15 protein-coding genes are annotated in these 15303 nt (G+C 47.6%); 4 read left to right on the top strand and 11 right to left on the bottom strand.

All coding sequences use genetic code 11. The features are described 5' to 3' along the window. Positions 1 to 2 precede the first annotated feature (2 nt). From ilvD to ilvG, 4 genes are read right to left on the bottom strand one after another with little or no spacing between them, the layout of a single operon-like run. Positions 3 to 1844: a dihydroxy-acid dehydratase gene (gene ilvD / locus VCHENC03_RS00325; RefSeq protein ID WP_009708025.1), complete on the bottom strand. Its 1842-nt coding sequence runs from the start codon at positions 1842 to 1844 to the stop codon at positions 3 to 5. 13 nt (positions 1845 to 1857) lie between these two features. After that, positions 1858 to 2796 (bottom strand): branched-chain-amino-acid transaminase, encoded by a 939-nt coding sequence (ilvE, locus tag VCHENC03_RS00330; RefSeq protein ID WP_009708024.1) that lies wholly within the window; start codon positions 2794 to 2796, stop codon positions 1858 to 1860. A 12-nt stretch (positions 2797 to 2808) separates the two neighbouring features. Continuing rightward, a complete protein-coding gene (gene ilvM / locus VCHENC03_RS00335; protein ID WP_005440786.1) occupies positions 2809 to 3093 on the bottom strand; it encodes an acetolactate synthase 2 small subunit in 285 nt (94 codons plus the stop codon). A gap of 11 nt (positions 3094 to 3104) precedes the next feature. Further along, the gene (gene ilvG, locus VCHENC03_RS00340) at positions 3105 to 4751 is read right to left on the bottom strand and encodes an acetolactate synthase 2 catalytic subunit (RefSeq protein ID WP_005440785.1); all 1647 of its coding nucleotides are present in this window, start codon (positions 4749 to 4751) and stop codon (positions 3105 to 3107) included. Positions 4752 to 5213: 462 nt separating this feature from the next. Here ilvG and VCHENC03_RS00345 point away from each other — a divergent pair, with 462 nt between their 5' ends. After that, complete coding sequence (locus VCHENC03_RS00345) at positions 5214 to 6737, top strand: YifB family Mg chelatase-like AAA ATPase (RefSeq protein ID WP_009708023.1); 1524 nt, start codon at positions 5214 to 5216, stop codon at positions 6735 to 6737. Between the two features lie 49 nt (positions 6738 to 6786). Here the strand turns inward: VCHENC03_RS00345 and VCHENC03_RS00350 are convergent, their stop codons facing one another. Then, positions 6787 to 7743, bottom strand: a complete 957-nt coding sequence (locus tag VCHENC03_RS00350; protein WP_009708022.1) for a DUF2860 domain-containing protein — start codon at positions 7741 to 7743, stop codon at positions 6787 to 6789. A 164-nt stretch (positions 7744 to 7907) separates the two neighbouring features. On the opposite strand from VCHENC03_RS00350, the gene VCHENC03_RS0126355 reads away from it, so the two are divergent. Then, the gene (locus tag VCHENC03_RS0126355) at positions 7908 to 8786 is read left to right on the top strand and encodes an acyltransferase (protein WP_005440777.1); all 879 of its coding nucleotides are present in this window, start codon (positions 7908 to 7910) and stop codon (positions 8784 to 8786) included. A gap of 41 nt (positions 8787 to 8827) precedes the next feature. Here VCHENC03_RS0126355 and VCHENC03_RS00355 read toward each other — a convergent pair whose 3' ends face one another. The 5 genes from VCHENC03_RS00355 to VCHENC03_RS27645 form a co-directional block, all read right to left on the bottom strand. After that, positions 8828 to 9430: a thiol:disulfide interchange protein DsbA/DsbL gene (locus tag VCHENC03_RS00355; RefSeq protein WP_005440776.1), complete on the bottom strand. Its 603-nt coding sequence runs from the start codon at positions 9428 to 9430 to the stop codon at positions 8828 to 8830. 34 nt (positions 9431 to 9464) lie between these two features. Then, a complete protein-coding gene (locus VCHENC03_RS00360; protein WP_009708019.1) occupies positions 9465 to 10451 on the bottom strand; it encodes a serine/threonine protein kinase in 987 nt (328 codons plus the stop codon). 48 nt (positions 10452 to 10499) lie between these two features. Next, positions 10500 to 11921 carry a cytochrome c oxidase accessory protein CcoG gene (gene ccoG, locus VCHENC03_RS00365; RefSeq protein WP_009708018.1) on the bottom strand — a complete coding sequence of 474 codons (1422 nt, stop codon included), beginning with the start codon at positions 11919 to 11921 and terminating at the stop codon, positions 10500 to 10502. Positions 11922 to 12233: 312 nt separating this feature from the next. Beyond that, positions 12234 to 12500, bottom strand: a complete 267-nt coding sequence (locus VCHENC03_RS00370) for a YihD family protein (protein WP_005429763.1) — start codon at positions 12498 to 12500, stop codon at positions 12234 to 12236. Positions 12501 to 12622: 122 nt separating this feature from the next. After that, positions 12623 to 12790, bottom strand: coding sequence for a hypothetical protein (locus tag VCHENC03_RS27645; protein WP_020196731.1), 168 nt, complete (start codon positions 12788 to 12790; stop codon positions 12623 to 12625). A gap of 296 nt (positions 12791 to 13086) precedes the next feature. Here VCHENC03_RS27645 and VCHENC03_RS00375 point away from each other — a divergent pair, with 296 nt between their 5' ends. Together VCHENC03_RS00375 and trhA are read left to right on the top strand one after the other, a co-directional pair. Next, positions 13087 to 13893: a sporulation protein gene (locus VCHENC03_RS00375; protein ID WP_009708016.1), complete on the top strand. Its 807-nt coding sequence runs from the start codon at positions 13087 to 13089 to the stop codon at positions 13891 to 13893. A gap of 72 nt (positions 13894 to 13965) precedes the next feature. Beyond that, on the top strand, positions 13966 to 14619 hold the full coding sequence (gene trhA, locus VCHENC03_RS00380; RefSeq protein WP_032803170.1) for a PAQR family membrane homeostasis protein TrhA: 654 nt from the start codon (positions 13966 to 13968) through the stop codon (positions 14617 to 14619). Positions 14620 to 14657: 38 nt separating this feature from the next. Here trhA and VCHENC03_RS00385 read toward each other — a convergent pair whose 3' ends face one another. Continuing rightward, the gene (locus tag VCHENC03_RS00385) at positions 14658 to 15296 is read right to left on the bottom strand and encodes a DUF3157 family protein (protein WP_009708014.1); all 639 of its coding nucleotides are present in this window, start codon (positions 15294 to 15296) and stop codon (positions 14658 to 14660) included. Between the last annotated feature and the right edge of the window lie 7 nt (positions 15297 to 15303).

The following is a 15303-nucleotide window of genomic DNA, read 5'->3' as shown; positions in this document are numbered from 1 at the left end:
AGCTAGCCCTCGAGCTTAGATTTGTCTCGTACTGCACCTTTGTCAGCACTGGTCGCCATACTTGCGTAAGCTTTGAGTGCAAATGAAACTTCACGTTGGCGGTCTACCGGTTTCCAGCCTAACTCGTCTTGTTTCGCACGGCGCTCAGCAAGTTCTTGTTCAGACACTTGAAGTGAGATTGAACGGTTTGGAATATCAATCGCAATAATGTCGCCTTGCTTCACCAAGCCAATTGCACCGCCGTTTGCTGCTTCAGGAGAAGCGTGGCCGATAGACAGACCTGATGTACCACCAGAGAAACGGCCGTCAGTCAGAAGTGCACACTCTTTGCCAAGACCCATCGATTTTAGGTAAGTGGTTGGGTAGAGCATTTCTTGCATGCCCGGGCCACCTTTAGGGCCTTCGTAGCGGATAATTACTACGTCGCCTGCTTTTACTTTGCCACCCAAGATGCCTTCTACGGCGTCTTCTTGGCTTTCAAATACTACGGCTGGGCCAGTGAACTTATGAATGCTCTCATCAACACCAGCTGTCTTAACTATACAACCATCCAGTGCGATGTTGCCTGATAGAACGGCAAGGCCACCTTCTTGGCTAAAGGCATTTTCTTTGGTGCGAATACAACCTTCTGCACGGTCGTCATCAAGGCGATCCCAGCGGCAATCTTGTGAGAACGCTTGAGTGGTACGAATACCCGCAGGGCCTGCGCGGTAGAACTTAAGTACTTCTTCGTCTTCAGTTTGGATGATGTCGTATTTCGCTAGCTGCTCTTTCATCGAAAGGCCAAGTACGGTGCGCGCATCATTGTGCAGTAGACCCGCTCGGTCTAGCTCACCAAGAATCGCCATTACGCCACCAGCGCGGTGTACGTCTTCCATGTGATATTTCTGGGTAGATGGTGCCACTTTACACAAGTGCGGTACTTGGCGAGACAGGCGATCGATATCTTCCATATCGAAATCCACTTCGCCTTCTTGTGCTGCAGCCAATAGGTGCAAAATGGTGTTGGTCGAGCCACCCATTGCAATATCCAGTGCCATTGCGTTTTCGAACGCATCAAACGTAGCGATGTTGCGAGGCAGTGCTGATTCGTCATCTTGCTCGTAGTAACGACGAGTCAGTTCAACGATACGACGACCTGCATTGAGGAACAGTTGTTCACGGTCAGCGTGTGTTGCCAGCATAGAACCGTTACCCGGCTGAGAAAGGCCCAGTGCTTCCGTTAGACAGTTCATTGAGTTTGCAGTGAACATGCCTGAACACGATCCACACGTTGGACATGCACTACGTTCGATCTGCTCACTTTGCTCATCAGATACTTTTGGATCCGCGCCTTGGATCATCGCATCAACAAGGTCTAGCTTGATGATCTGACCAGAAAGCTTGGTTTTACCCGCCTCCATCGGGCCACCAGAAACAAAGATAACAGGGATGTTAAGACGCATAGATGCCATCAACATTCCCGGAGTGATTTTGTCACAGTTAGAGATACATACCATGGCATCGGCACAGTGCGCGTTGACCATGTATTCTACTGAGTCTGCGATCAGTTCGCGTGAAGGCAGTGAGTACAGCATGCCGCCGTGACCCATTGCGATACCATCATCAACCGCGATGGTGTTGAATTCTTTTGCGATGCCGCCGGCTTTTTCGATTTCACGTGCTACAAGCTGACCCATGTCTTTTAGGTGTACGTGACCCGGAACAAATTGAGTAAACGAGTTTACGACGGCGATGATTGGTTTACCGAAGTCTTCTTCTTTCACACCCGTTGCACGCCATAGTGCTCGTGCACCCGCCATGTTACGACCATGTGTTGTGGTTGCTGATCTATATTTTGGCATTTCCTAATCCTTCTTACTTCTGTTCTGGGTACACATAGTCTAACCAGCCCCACTTATCTTCCGTGGTGCCGTTAAATAGGCCAAAGTAGGCCGCTTGTAGTTCTTTAGTGATTGGGCCGCGTTTACCGGTGCCCACTTCAATTTTGTCGATAGTTGCGACTGGCACAACTTCAGCTGCGGTACCTGTCATAAAGACTTCATCGGCAAGGTAAAGCGCTTCACGTGCAATATTGGCTTCACGCACTTCATAACCTTTATCGCGTGCAATAGTCATGATCGAATCACGAGTGATGCCCGGCAGAATCGCACTGGTTGCTGGTGGTGTCGTGATCACGCCATCTTTGATAACAAAGATGTTTTCACCGGCGCCTTCCGATAGGTAACCATCTACGCTCAGTGCGATACCTTCGTCATAGCCGTGACGGCGGGCTTCACCACCAACGAGCAGTGAAGATAGGTAGTTACCGCCTGCTTTAGCTGCAGTTGGGATGGTGTTAGGCGCAGCTCGATTCCAGCTAGAGATCATGGCATCAACGCCAGCTTCTAACGCTTCTTCACCGAGGTAAGAGCCCCAAGGGAATGCGGCAATGATCAGGTCCATCTCAGTACCAACCGGTGGGCACACGCCCAAGCCAACATTACCGACAAAACCTAATGGACGAATGTAAGCGCTGTCGAGTTTGTTCTGGCGCAGTGTTTCGCGTGTTGCTTCCATGATTTCTTCCACTGTGTATGGAATCGGGAAGCGGTAAATCTTGGCAGAGTCTTTTAAACGTTGTGCATGCTCACGGTGACGGAAGACAATTGGTCCTTTTGGCGTGTTGTAGCAGCGTACGCCTTCAAATACAGAGGTGCCGTAGTGCATCGCATGAGTCAGAACGTGAACGTTCGCCTCTGCCCACGGAACCATCTCGCCATTAAACCAAATGAAATCTGCAGTTTTCGTTGCCATTTATTGCCTTCCTTATGCGCTCACGTGTTGTTGTAAGTTGTGATTTGGGAGTTCATCGTTGCGGATCTTAAGTACCTCAACGGTGCGAATGTCCCACAACTTCTCTATTTGATTGACCAAAAACGAGATAGGTCGATCGCTGTCGACGATGATCTCTACGCTGGCTACTTTGCTTTCGTGGTTTTGGGTAGCCGCGACTTGTTTGATCACAAAGCCTCGGTGACGAATCACACGAAGAACGCGCTCCAACAATACCGGTTTATCGTCGGCTTTGATGTCGAGTAAATATCTGTCCATGCGATTGTCTCCTAAGTGTTTTCCAACATATCACTGTTTGATGCACCAGGTGGTACAAGTGGCCACACGTTCTCTTCTTCGTCGATTAAAACGTGAAGCATGTAAGAAGTCTTACTTTCTAGCATCTCTTTGAGAGCCGGTTCGACTTCTTCTTTCTTGGTGATGGTTTTGCCCGGGATATCGAACGCTTTGGCAAGCATTACGAAGTCTGGGTTGTCATCAAGAATGGTCTCGCTGTGGCGGCCGTCAAAGAACAGCGACTGCCATTGGCGAACCATGCCAAGACGTTGGTTATTAAGAAGGACAATCTTCACTGGAATCTGACGACGCTTCAGCGTGCCCAATTCCTGCACGTTCATCATAAATGAACCGTCACCTGTAATAAGGATAGACTGATCATCAGGACGTGCGACTGCAGCGCCCATCGCCGCCGGTAGGCCAAAGCCCATAGTGCCAAGGCCAGCAGAAGTGATGAAATTTTGCGGGTCGCGCGGTTGGATGTGCTGTGCTGCCCACATCTGATGCTGACCTACGTCGGTCGAGACAATTGAGCTATCCGGCATCATGTCTGACAACTGTTTAAGTAGTAGCGGAGCGTAGATCAACTCGCCCGGGTGGTCGTAACGCCATTTGAATCCGCTGCGCAGGCTTTCACTGTGATGTACCCAAGGAGTGATATCTTGAGTGAGCTCTAATTGAGGAAGAATCTTGCTGATCTCACCACGAAGAGGTGCATTGGCGTGGCGAAGCTTATGGATTTCAGCCGCATCGATGTCGATATGAATGACTTTCGCGTTTGGCGCAAACGTGTCGAGCTTACCGGTCACGCGGTCATCAAAACGTGCCCCAACCACAATCAAAAGGTCACATTCTTGAACCACAAGGTTTGCGGCTTTGGTGCCATGCATGCCCAACATACCTAGGTAGTGTGGGTCGTGACGTTCAATGGTACCCAAACCTTTTAGCGTGCTTACCGCTGGCATTGGGTTTAAACGTAGGAACTCGCGTACTGAGTCTGTCGCTTTGGCAATCTGTACGCCACCACCGACGTATAAAACTGGACGAGTTGAAGCGGCAAGCACTTCTTGAGCGCGCTGGATATCAGCATCAGTGACTAAGGGTGCAGCTGGTGGAACAAAAGGAGGCAGTAATTCGGTTGGCGCTTGTGCAAGCTGAACGTCTTTGGCGATATCAACAATCACCGGACCAGGACGCCCTGTTTTTGCTACTTCGAACGCTTCGGCTAGCGTTGGGGCAAGGTCTTCAATCTCAGTCACTAGATAACTGTGTTTGGTACAGGCTAGAGACATTCCGATCACATCCATTTCTTGGAACGCGTCGGTACCGATATGAGAGCTAGCAACCTGACCTGTGATGGCTACTAGAGGAACGGAATCGAGGAAGGCGTCGGCAAGGCCAGTAACAAGGTTGGTGGCGCCCGGGCCGGAAGTGGCCATACAAACGGCAACGTCTTGCGTCGCTCGAGCCATCCCGATGGCGGCCATTGCAGCCCCTTGCTCATGACGGCATAAGATGTGTTCTACACCTCCGTCATACAACGCATCGTAGATTGGCATGATGGCTCCACCAGGATACCCAAACACCGTCTCGATGCCTTGCTGTCTTAAAGCGGCTACGACTAGTTCTGCACCGGTCATCGTAAACCTCCTTTGCTACGTTGTGGCTCGTAGCTATCGCCATGTGTTTTGCACTTCATGTGCACTCCCATTCTTCCCGTTAAGCTGTCTAAGGGTTAGACAGATGACAACTTGTAGTTGTAAAAAAACCCCCGGACTTCTCAGTGCGGGGGTTTTTTGTAATTTGTGGTTATCTTTCGCCCACAATCCCCCGCGCGGTGCCAATAATGACCACGATAATCAGGGCTAGCAGTGAGTTGATGTGAGCGAATAAGTTCATCTGTCTGTCGTTCTGTTTTCGTTAATAAGTATTGTGTAATGTTCTACGAAAATGTTTGCGTCACTAGTGGTAACACACAAATCTGCTGCATGACAAGCAAAAAGTCATTCTTTTTTCACATTAAGTACCAATCTGGACAGGCTATATAACATATCCATATAGAAAACATCTGGTTATATAACGTACAAAAATTTGAGGAAATTATGGGGCTGGCAATCATTCATAGTCGAGCAAGTGTGGGTGTGCAAGCGCCGTCGGTAAGTGTGGAAGTCCACATCAGTAATGGGATGCCGGGCTTTACGCTAGTGGGTCTACCGGAAACGACAGTAAAAGAATCGAAAGATCGCGTCCGCAGTGCGATCGTTAATTCCAACTTTCAATTCCCTGCCAAACGAATTACGGTAAATTTGGCTCCTGCTGACTTGCCCAAAGAAGGTGGACGCTTCGATCTGCCAATTGCATTAGGGATTTTGGCAGCTTCAGAACAAATCGCGACAGATAAGCTCAAAAATTACGAATTTGTTGGTGAATTAGCCCTTTCTGGTGGATTAAGAGCTGTAAAAGGCGTGCTGCCTGCGGCGTTGGCTGCGAACAAAAAACAGCGTCGTTTAGTGGTGCCTCATGCCAATGGTGATCAGGCGGCACTTGTCGGCAAAGAGCAGCACAAATCTGCTCAATCGCTATTGGAAGTTTGTGCTGAGTTGTGTGGCCAACATCAATTGAATTTGTATCAAACCCCGAAGAAAAAAGAGACTAAAACACACGGACGAGACTTACAGGATATTATCGGTCAACAGCAAGGCAAACGCGCTCTAGAGATCGCTGCAGCAGGCAATCACAATCTACTGTTTCTCGGCCCTCCTGGTACGGGAAAAACCATGCTGGCATCACGCCTGTGTGACCTGTTACCTGAGATGAACGTTGAAGAGGCAATGGAAACCGCTTCTGTGGCATCTCTGACTCAAAGTGAAATCAATGAGCACAACTGGAAGACGCGACCGTTTCGCGCGCCGCACCATTCTAGCTCAATGGCAGCGCTCGTAGGAGGCGGCTCTGTGCCTAGGCCGGGTGAGATTTCATTAGCGCACAATGGGTTACTGTTTCTCGACGAGATGCCAGAGTTTGACCGTAAGGTGCTCGACTCTTTACGTGAGCCATTGGAGTCTGGTGAAATCATTATCTCTCGAGCGCAGGGTAAAACCCGTTTTCCGGCTCGTTTCCAATTGGTTGGTGCATTGAATCCGAGCCCGACAGGGTACTACGAGGGCAATCAAGCTCGGACAAACCCGCAAGCGATACTGCGTTATCTTGGTCGGTTATCAGGCCCGCTTCTGGACCGCTTTGATATGTCGTTAGAGATTCCCGCATTGCCAAAAGGCACACTTGCTGAAGGGGGCGATCGAGGAGAGCCTACCGCTGTGGTTAAGCAAAGAGTCAATCAGGCCAGAGACAGCATGGTGCAACGCAGTGGTAAAGTGAACGCGTTATTGGGTAGTCGAGAAATTGAAGCCTTTTGCCCGCTGCAAAAAAGCGACGCTGAGTTTTTAGAAAATGCGCTGCATCGACTTGGATTATCGATTCGCGCTTACCACCGCATCATTAAAGTCGCGCGTACTATTGCTGATCTGGAAGGCTCACCGCAAATTGAGCGAACTCACTTGGCAGAAGCTTTGGGTTATCGAGCAATGGATAGGTTGCTCAAGCAGTTGACGGCTCAAGCGGTATAAGGAATACAGAAATCGCAGTGAGCGGCTTTGCTCACTGCGATTAACGTGTCTAGAAGTCGTAGTTCAAACCGACAGATAGCAGGTATTCTTTCTCATCGTAGAAGGTGATGTTGGAATCGTTGTTCCCGTAACCTGCCAGAGAGATGAGTGACCAGTTTTGCCAATCGAATACGTTCTTGTACTCGTAGGCCGCGAACAAGCTGAGTTTACCGTCATCACGCGTCTTATCGAATGTGTCACTGGCTGCTTCGTAGTTTTTCAGCGTGTAGCCTGCCGTAACCGCAAAACGATGGCGATTGACGAACTGGAACCAACTTAATTCGAATCGGTAAGAGTCGAAGGATTCCGCTTCGCCATCTGCATCTTGATAGACATAAGTAAATGCAGGTTGCAGCATCGACGTGCGGCTAAGCGGTATACGGTAGTCGCCTTTGATGTGGTAGATCTTTGCATCACGCAGCAAAGATGAATCGGTCACGGTGTCTTTTTCTACGTCTTTATCTGCGTACGCCAAATCAAGATTAAAGTTGTCGTCTAAGAAGCGATTGATTTGGAGACGAAACGCATTGCCGCCCTCATCGGTGGTTTTTCTCGACTGTCCCGTTAAGTACGGATCTTGCCAAGTTTCTCCCTCCAAGATGGTTGGTAAGTAGGAAAAGTCGAGCACAGTGCCAGAAGCCAGTTGGTATTTGTAACCAAGTTGGAAGGCGAGAGTACCGATCGCAATATCGGAACGAGTGGTACCGGCATACACTTGGTGATTGAGTTTGTTACCAAAGGTATACGCTGCGCTGCCTAGCGGTGCGACGATAAAAGATTCATCACTTTCGGCACGCTGATTCAATGATGTGATAGTGCTGTTGCTGTCTGTATTGAAGTTGGATTCTGATGAGACGAAGCCTGCGTTCAACGAAATCTCACCGCTAAAACCTGCTGTTTCTGCAAGTTGAGCTTGTGCTGAACTGACGATAAAGGCCAAAGGCAGTAAGGTTAGCCTTGGATTCATTCGCTTTCTCCTTGTTTGTCGAATGAAAGATGTTATTTGAGCGTTGGTCCAGTTTTACAGTGAAACAAATCTGACCATTCTTACAAATGTTTCAATGTGGCAACGGATTCGTATAATTACACGCTGTTTTATTACTCACGCGCTATAGTTACTGATTGGTTACCATGTTGGCATATTTGTTACTCATTTTTAACGCTTCTTTTGTGATTATAAATTCTGCGGTTTGTTCCATCGCAATTTGTATCATCGCCATTTTTAAGCTGTTGCTTCCAACTGCGAAGCTCAAAGCCAAAGGCACCGAGGCTGCCAACAAAATGATGTGGGTGTGGGCAACGGTCAACGCCGGTATTCTTGCGCTCTCTAATCGCGTTGAATGGGATGTTCAAGGCGGTGAAAACCTAAAGAAAGACGGCTGGTACTTACTGATCAGTAATCATCTTAGTTGGACTGACATTGTTGTACTGTGTTGCGTGTTTAAAGATCGCATTCCGATGCCAAAATTTTTCCTCAAGCAGCAGCTATTATATGTGCCTTTTATCGGAATGGCATGCTGGGCGTTAGATATGCCGTTCATGCGCCGTTATTCGCGAGAGTATTTGCTTCGTAATCCAGACAAACGTGGGCAAGATCTGCAAACCACGCGCCGTTCGTGCGCCAAGTTTAAACATACGCCAACCACAGTGGTGAACTATGTAGAGGGCACACGCTTTACCCAAGATAAGCAACGTAAGAGTCGAGCGGGTTATCAACATTTGTTGCAACCTAAATCTGGTGGCATTGCTTATACGTTAGCGGCCATGGGGGAGCAGTTTGAGAACATCATCGATGTGACCTTAGCGTACCCAGAAAACACCAATAAACCCTTTAAAGATATGCTGATGGGGCGTATGACTAAAATTGTGGTGCGAGTGAAGGTTCTGCCAGTCGATGAGCGAGTGTTGGGTGATTACTTCAATGACAAGCCATACAAGCGCCAGTTTCAACAATGGTTAGGCGATGTGTGGCAAGAGAAAGACCAAGTGCTGCAAGAGATTCATAAATAAAAAGGGGAGCAATGTGCTCCCCTTTTTAATGATGGTCTGAATTACTTCAGTGTCAGCAAGTAGTTCACCAGCGCAAAGTACTCGTCAGTAGACTTAATGCCTTGTGCTTGAACTAGGTATTTGTTGTTCACGATAACCGCTGGAACACCAGTTAGGCCGCTGTTTTCAAATTGCTTGTCCATACGGCGAACCATTGAATCAACCGCGAAGCCTTTGAATGCAGCATCGAATTTCTTCGCATCTACGCCTTCATCTAGGAAGATTTGACGAAGTTCTGCATCGTCACGTGGTGCTTTACGCATGTTGTGAATGCGGTTAAACATCACAGGCACCATCTTGTCTTCAATTTTAAGCGCAACCATGGTCGCGTATGCTTTGCTCATTGAAGGGCCCATGTTGCCACCCATGAATGACACATGGTTCTTTTGCAGTTTCACACCTTCAGGTAGCTGCTTCTTCAGTTGCTGAATGATCGGCTCGAAAGAATGACAGTGTGGGCAGTAGAAAGAGAAGAACTCAGTCACTACAGGCTTTTTCGATGCCTCTAGATCCAATACTTTGTAATGTTCACCTTCTTTGAATTGCGCTGCATGTGCCGACAGGCTTAGCATCAGCATAGAAAACAGTGCGAACAGCTTTTTCATTTAATTATCTCCATTTTGAATTGTTCGGCCTGACTTACCATTGAGGCATTAAAGATAGCGGTGCTTCTTCTAAGTTGGCAATCTGCTCTTTAAATGCAAGGACCTGACCTTCCCAGTATTTTGGCTCATTAAACCATGGAAAAGCGAGCGGAAATGCCGGGTCGTGCCAACGTTTTGCTAGCCATGCCATATAGTGCACCATTCGTAGACCGCGAAGTGGTTCGATTAGTTTCAATTCTGCCGAGTTAAAATCGCAAAACTCTTGGTAACCTTCTAAAACAATGTCTAATTGCATTAGCTTGTCTTGGCGCTCGCCATTGAGCAGCATCCATAAGTCTTGTACTGCTGGGCCATTACGTGAGTCATCCAAATCGACAAACATTGGGCCATCGCGCCATAAGATGTTACCCGGATGGCAATCGCCATGCAGACGAATGGTGTTGAAGCCTTCTTGCCAGTGGCTTTCAATCGACTTGATCAGCATATCCAAATCATTGAAGAAGCTGTTCTCCAAATGCATCGGAATCATGTTGGCGTTTTGCAGAATCTCTCTTGGCTGATAGAGGTATTCTTGCAAGCCTATGGTTGGTCTGTGTTGAAAGGCTTGGCGGCTACCGACTTTGTGGATGCGGCCAAGGAAACGACCCACGCCTTCGAGCTGATCTAAGTTGTCGACTTCATACTGACGGCCACCCACGCTCTCAAACAAAGCAAAACCGTAGCCTTGGTAATGATGCAAAGTATGACCATTGATGCGAACGGGTGGAGCGACAGGAATTTCGTTGTCGATCAATTCAAGCGTGAAATCATGCTCTTCTTGAATCTGTTCGTTGCTCCAACGTTCAGGGCGGTAGAACTTCACCACGTAGCGCTGATGCTCTTCGTCTGTGAATTGGTAAACGCGGTTTTCGTAGCTGTTGAGTGCTAGAAAGCCCGATTCTGCTCGAATGCCGATGCTCTCTAGCGCGTACCACATAAAGTCAGGCGTGAGGGCATCAAAGTTGAAAGTACCTTGGGACATATAAATAAAAAGGCTCATTACTGAGCCTTTTTCCATTGGTCATTGAAGTTATAGCTTCTTAATAAATCGGCTTTCCACTTCAATGGTGAATTCGTTGCTCTTATCGGTGAGTATAAACTGAATTGTCGTGATCGCAGAGTTTAGCTTGTCAGGATCTGCGCCAAGGCTCATTGGTAAGTTCAATACTTCTCCTGGTTCAACTTGAATGGTTTGTTTGCCATACCAACTGACATCACTCAAACCTTCGACGTTCAAGTCGTATTCTTGAACTTGTTGAGTCTTGTTGATCACTTTTAAGGTATAAGTGTTTTCTACTTCGCCAGAGCTGTTTACTCGGAACAATTGGTTACGGTCACGCAGTACGCTCATGCCAGCTGGATCAACCGATGCCACTTGTAGGAAGAACAGGCCAATCATGACTAAGAGCACTGCGCCATAGCCAAGCAGTTTCGGACGCATTACCTTGGTGCTCTTGCCTGAGAGACGATGTTCGGTGGTGTAGTTGATAAGACCTTTCTCGTAACCCATGCGCTCCATAGTGTTGTCACACGCATCAATACATGCGCCACAGTTGATACACTCATACTGCAAGCCATCACGAATGTCGATGCCGGTCGGACATACCTGAACACACAAGTCACAATCGATACAGTCACCTAAACCAAGCTGCTTTGGATCCGCTTTACGTGAACGAGGACCGCGTTTTTCACCACGCTTGGTGTCGTAGCCCACAATGAAAGTGTCTTTGTCGAACATCGCCGATTGGAAACGCGCGTAAGGACACATGTGAATACACATGATAGAGCGCATCCAGCCCGCATTGCCGTAGGTACAAATGGCAAAGAACATCACCCAGAAGACTGGCCAGAAGTTGGCATTAAAGGTGAAAAAGTCAATAACCAGCTGCTTCATCGGCACGAAATAACCGACAAAGGTGAATCCAGTGGCGAGCGCTATCGCAAACCACGCTATGTGCTTGAGGGTTTTGCGCATCGCTAAATTGGCTGTCAGTTTATTGGAGTCCTGCTTACGGCGTTTATTAGCACTGCCTTCGAGCTTTTCCTCAAACCAGATATAAATGAAGGTCCAAACGGTTTGCGGGCACAAGTAGCCGCACCAAACCCGCCCCAAGAAGGTGGTGATAAAGAACAGCCCAAACGCGGCGATTACAAACAGCAGTGCGAGTAGGGTAAGGTCTTGTGGATACAGCGTTGTGCCGAAAAAGTTGAACTGCTGGTTACCGATGTCCAGCAAAATGGCTTGGCGCTCGCCGTAAGGAATCCATGGAACCAATGCAAACAACAGCAACAAAAACCAACCGCCATAACGACGCAGTTTTTGAAACGTGCCTTTACTCTCACGTACATAGATTCGATTACTTGGGTTGAAACGATCCCCGTTCCCTTTGTGGGTTTTCGGGTTAAAGGTTTTTGGAGTCACATCTTTGATATCAATCTTATCCTGACTCATGCACTCATCCTTCTTTAGGCTTTCTTATAATGTACGGCGACATTTCTAATGATGTCACTCGATGACATTGCTGCTTCGCCCATATCATTATTCATGACTGGACATAATTATTTTAGTAAATACTGATGAACGGCGATTATACAATCAATAACAATTCCGTTTCTTTAACGCAGTCAACGTTTAACAACAAAAGTCAGTACAGTTAACCTGATAAATGACTGAACAGTTATAAATACCTTTTTGAACTGTTTGATTTAGTTATAAAAAAAGCGACTCAAATGAGTCGCTTATCAATGCTGGGTGTTGAGCGGTTTACTTGATGATACCGCGTGCGCGTAGGATCGCTGTTTTGAAATCATCTTCTTGGTCTTTCTTAAGACCTGGGATCATTTCATCTTTGCCGCTGTTGCGCATTTTTAGGTGGTAGATCAGCACGTCGTCGGTGAGATCTTCCAGTTTACCTTCGTAACCCGCTTCGTTTGCCAGTTTCATGATGAACTGTAGCAGGTTCATTTCTTGGTCTTTATGCCACTCAGGCTCTAGTAGCTCAAGCAGCTCTTCAATACGATGACACTTCATTTCTTTCTCCACAGAATTTATAGGTGTTATTTGCTACTAAAGGTATCAAATTGCTTGGCGAACACCAAATAGGAAAGGGCGGAGAGAAAAGAAAAAAGCGCGGTGATTGCCGCGCTTTTTAATTAAGCTGCTTTGATAACTTTGTTTGGAACACTTGGCACAATCGCTGTCTTCTCAACCAGAGTCATTGCTGGCGCAACTAGTTTTGCCTTTGGCGCAGTAGTAAAACCACTGCGACGGCGCATTGCACTACGATTTGTATGTGCGAACCTGACTGTTGTTGGGCGCATTTAGATACCTAACTGCCAGGCATATCCATTGCCGATGTAATGGCCTAACTCACTATGAGTTGAGCTTCAACTGCTTGAAGGGTGGCTCTTCTGGCTCTCGCCAATCCAAATAATGAATCAGGAATAACGATATGCATGCATATCATGTATAGGTTAGCACTCCTGTCATAATTGGTCGATAGTTGAGCAGTTGAATTGTATGGAATTTATGGTTTTTTGTGCGAATTCGAGACGAAAATTTGTTTTGATCCCATGATCAGCAGTAGTAGTATGAGATCTCTACCAAGGAGGTGCATATGTCATTTTTGAAGAAGACACTTGCGAGTTTTGGGATCGGCAGTGCCAAGGTCGATTCGATCCTAAACCAAGACGTGCTGTTTCCCGGTCAGAGTGTGGATGTCTCTATCCACGTTTATGGCGGAGCGACCGAACAAGCGATCGATAACATCGATCTCAAGCTGTGTTGCCGTTATATCGCGGAAGCGCCAGACGATCGCGGAGCAAGAGAAGGGCACAGCATGCGACGCGTACCCCAAACGCATGTTCTGGCAAAGTGGAACCTCCCATACGCATTTACTATCCATCCCGGCGAAGATCGAACCTTCGAAGTTAAACTTGATGTGCCGTGGAATACCCCAGTCACCATTGGTGATGCCAAAGTCTGGTTAGAAACGGGTTTGGACGTTGCGATGGCACTCGATCCTACCGACAAAGACATTCTCACCGTTAGACCTGACCCACTTATGGATGCCGTTTTGTCTGCTTTTGAATCGCAAGGTTTGCGCATTCGCCAAGTAGAGTGCGAAGAAGTCAATGGCTTCGATCTACCATTTGTACAAGAGTTTGAAATGGTGCCAACCGATGGCCCATATCATGGCGTATGGCGAGAGTTGGAATTTGTTGCTCACCGCGACGAGCAGAACCTCAAACTGTGGTTTGAAGTGGACCGCACCCGCAGCGGAGCAAGTGGCATGCTGGCAAGCTTACTCGGGAGTGGCAAACTAAAACGCGAACTAAGCATTCCTGTGAACACGAAACTGGATGACGTTGGCCCATTAATCCTGAATTACCTCGAACAAACCACGGCTGCACACGAGTCTTAATTTAAGCTTACACGTGTACGCTTAATGTGCCATACTAGAGTGAATATTCAAAACTCTAGTATAGGCACGTTCATGTCCTCACCTCAGAAAGCACAATACAGTCAGGGCGAAGAACTGGCCAACTCCATAACCCATAGTATCGGAATGATTTTCGGTATTGTTGGCTTGGTACTACTATTGATTAAAGCCGTCGACCATCAAGCTGACGCGTTAACCATTACCAGTATGGCGATCTATGGTTCTAGCATGATTGTCCTGTTTCTGGCCTCTACGCTCTACCATGCGATCCCATATCCAAAAGCTAAGCGTTGGCTGAAAACCTTCGACCACTGCGCCATCTATCTTTTGATTGCGGGTAGCTACACACCGTTTCTATTGGTGAGCCTGCGCACCCCATTGGCGATTGGGTTGATGATTGTGATTTGGACCATCGCGCTGATCGGCATCATCATGAAAGTCGCGTTTGTCTATCGATTCAAAAAATTGTCTTTGATGACGTATTTGGTGATGGGCTGGTTATCGTTGATCGTGATTTACCAACTGGCGATAAATCTGGATATTGGTGGTTTGACGCTTTTAGCTGCAGGTGGATTGGTGTATTCGATCGGGGTGATTTTCTACGTTGCCAAGCGAATCCCATTTAATCACGCAATTTGGCACGGCTTTGTGTTGGCGGGTTGTGTATGTCACTTCTTCGCGATTTATTACTTTGTCGAGCCTATCTAACTGATAGAGATAAACCCGACAAAGCATGTCTTATCGTATTAGCGAGTTTTCACTTCTAATACTTCTGCTGAGAACTGGTATTGCTGCGACTGTGGCACTGCCAGTTTAATCGCTTTACCTTGCTCGGCTTGTTGTGGGCGAAGGTAGGTATCTGCCATGCGTTTGATAGATTGCCAAACCGTGATGTTTTCTTTCGCCAATTGCTTGCCAGCCATATCGAATACCTGGACTTCCACTTCTACCTGAATCACCGATTGTGAGCTTTGGTTAGTGATAGAAGTAGGGAAGACCAGTTCACCATCCTCGTAGCTTGCCGAGCCAATCAATACATCCACACCTGAATCAGACAGCTGCATGGTTGGCTTCTTCGCGTTTACAACAACGGTGGTACCGACTTTTTTGTTCACAACTGGAATCGTCGCCATCTCTGTTGTTGCAGGAGCTGATGTTGCCACGGCTTCAACGGCGGTAGTTGAGGCTACGACAGCCGCCGCTTCTACTGCTTCAACTTTCTCTAGTGTGGTCTCTGTGACTTTTGGTGTGGCCTTTTTCACGACATATTCCCACGTGAAGTCGTCGTTCAGTTTTACTTCGCGTCCATCCGCCAGTTTCACAACTTCGGCTGCGTAAACCGATGAAGAGGCGAGTAGGGTCGCCAGAGTGATCCATGTTTTCATTGTTATA

The sequence above is a fragment of the Vibrio sp. HENC-03 genome, from assembly GCF_000305755.2.
Classification (GTDB): Bacteria; Pseudomonadota; Gammaproteobacteria; order Enterobacterales; family Vibrionaceae; genus Vibrio; species Vibrio owensii.
The sequence above is the reverse complement of the archived record's forward strand: the minus strand, read 5'-3'. Positions and strand labels throughout refer to the sequence as shown.

What these genes read in the sequence shown, in the direction of transcription:
- ilvD (WP_009708025.1), bottom strand. Translation starts at nt 1,844, where the DNA reads ATGCCAAAATATAGATCAGCAACCACAACACATGGTCGTAACATGGCG.
- ilvE (WP_009708024.1), bottom strand. Translation starts at nt 2,796, where the DNA reads ATGGCAACGAAAACTGCAGATTTCATTTGGTTTAATGGCGAGATGGTT.
- ilvM (WP_005440786.1), bottom strand. Translation starts at nt 3,093, where the DNA reads ATGGACAGATATTTACTCGACATCAAAGCCGACGATAAACCGGTATTG.
- ilvG (WP_005440785.1), bottom strand. Translation starts at nt 4,751, where the DNA reads ATGACCGGTGCAGAACTAGTCGTAGCCGCTTTAAGACAGCAAGGCATC.
- VCHENC03_RS00345 (WP_009708023.1), top strand. Translation starts at nt 5,214, where the DNA reads ATGGGGCTGGCAATCATTCATAGTCGAGCAAGTGTGGGTGTGCAAGCG.
- VCHENC03_RS00350 (WP_009708022.1), bottom strand. Translation starts at nt 7,743, where the DNA reads ATGAATCCAAGGCTAACCTTACTGCCTTTGGCCTTTATCGTCAGTTCA.
- VCHENC03_RS0126355 (WP_005440777.1), top strand. Translation starts at nt 7,908, where the DNA reads ATGTTGGCATATTTGTTACTCATTTTTAACGCTTCTTTTGTGATTATA.
- VCHENC03_RS00355 (WP_005440776.1), bottom strand. Translation starts at nt 9,430, where the DNA reads ATGAAAAAGCTGTTCGCACTGTTTTCTATGCTGATGCTAAGCCTGTCG.
- VCHENC03_RS00360 (WP_009708019.1), bottom strand. Translation starts at nt 10,451, where the DNA reads ATGTCCCAAGGTACTTTCAACTTTGATGCCCTCACGCCTGACTTTATG.
- ccoG (WP_009708018.1), bottom strand. Translation starts at nt 11,921, where the DNA reads ATGAGTCAGGATAAGATTGATATCAAAGATGTGACTCCAAAAACCTTT.
- VCHENC03_RS00370 (WP_005429763.1), bottom strand. Translation starts at nt 12,500, where the DNA reads ATGAAGTGTCATCGTATTGAAGAGCTGCTTGAGCTACTAGAGCCTGAG.
- VCHENC03_RS27645 (WP_020196731.1), bottom strand. Translation starts at nt 12,790, where the DNA reads ATGCGCCCAACAACAGTCAGGTTCGCACATACAAATCGTAGTGCAATG.
- VCHENC03_RS00375 (WP_009708016.1), top strand. Translation starts at nt 13,087, where the DNA reads ATGTCATTTTTGAAGAAGACACTTGCGAGTTTTGGGATCGGCAGTGCC.
- trhA (WP_032803170.1), top strand. Translation starts at nt 13,966, where the DNA reads ATGTCCTCACCTCAGAAAGCACAATACAGTCAGGGCGAAGAACTGGCC.
- VCHENC03_RS00385 (WP_009708014.1), bottom strand. Translation starts at nt 15,296, where the DNA reads ATGAAAACATGGATCACTCTGGCGACCCTACTCGCCTCTTCATCGGTT.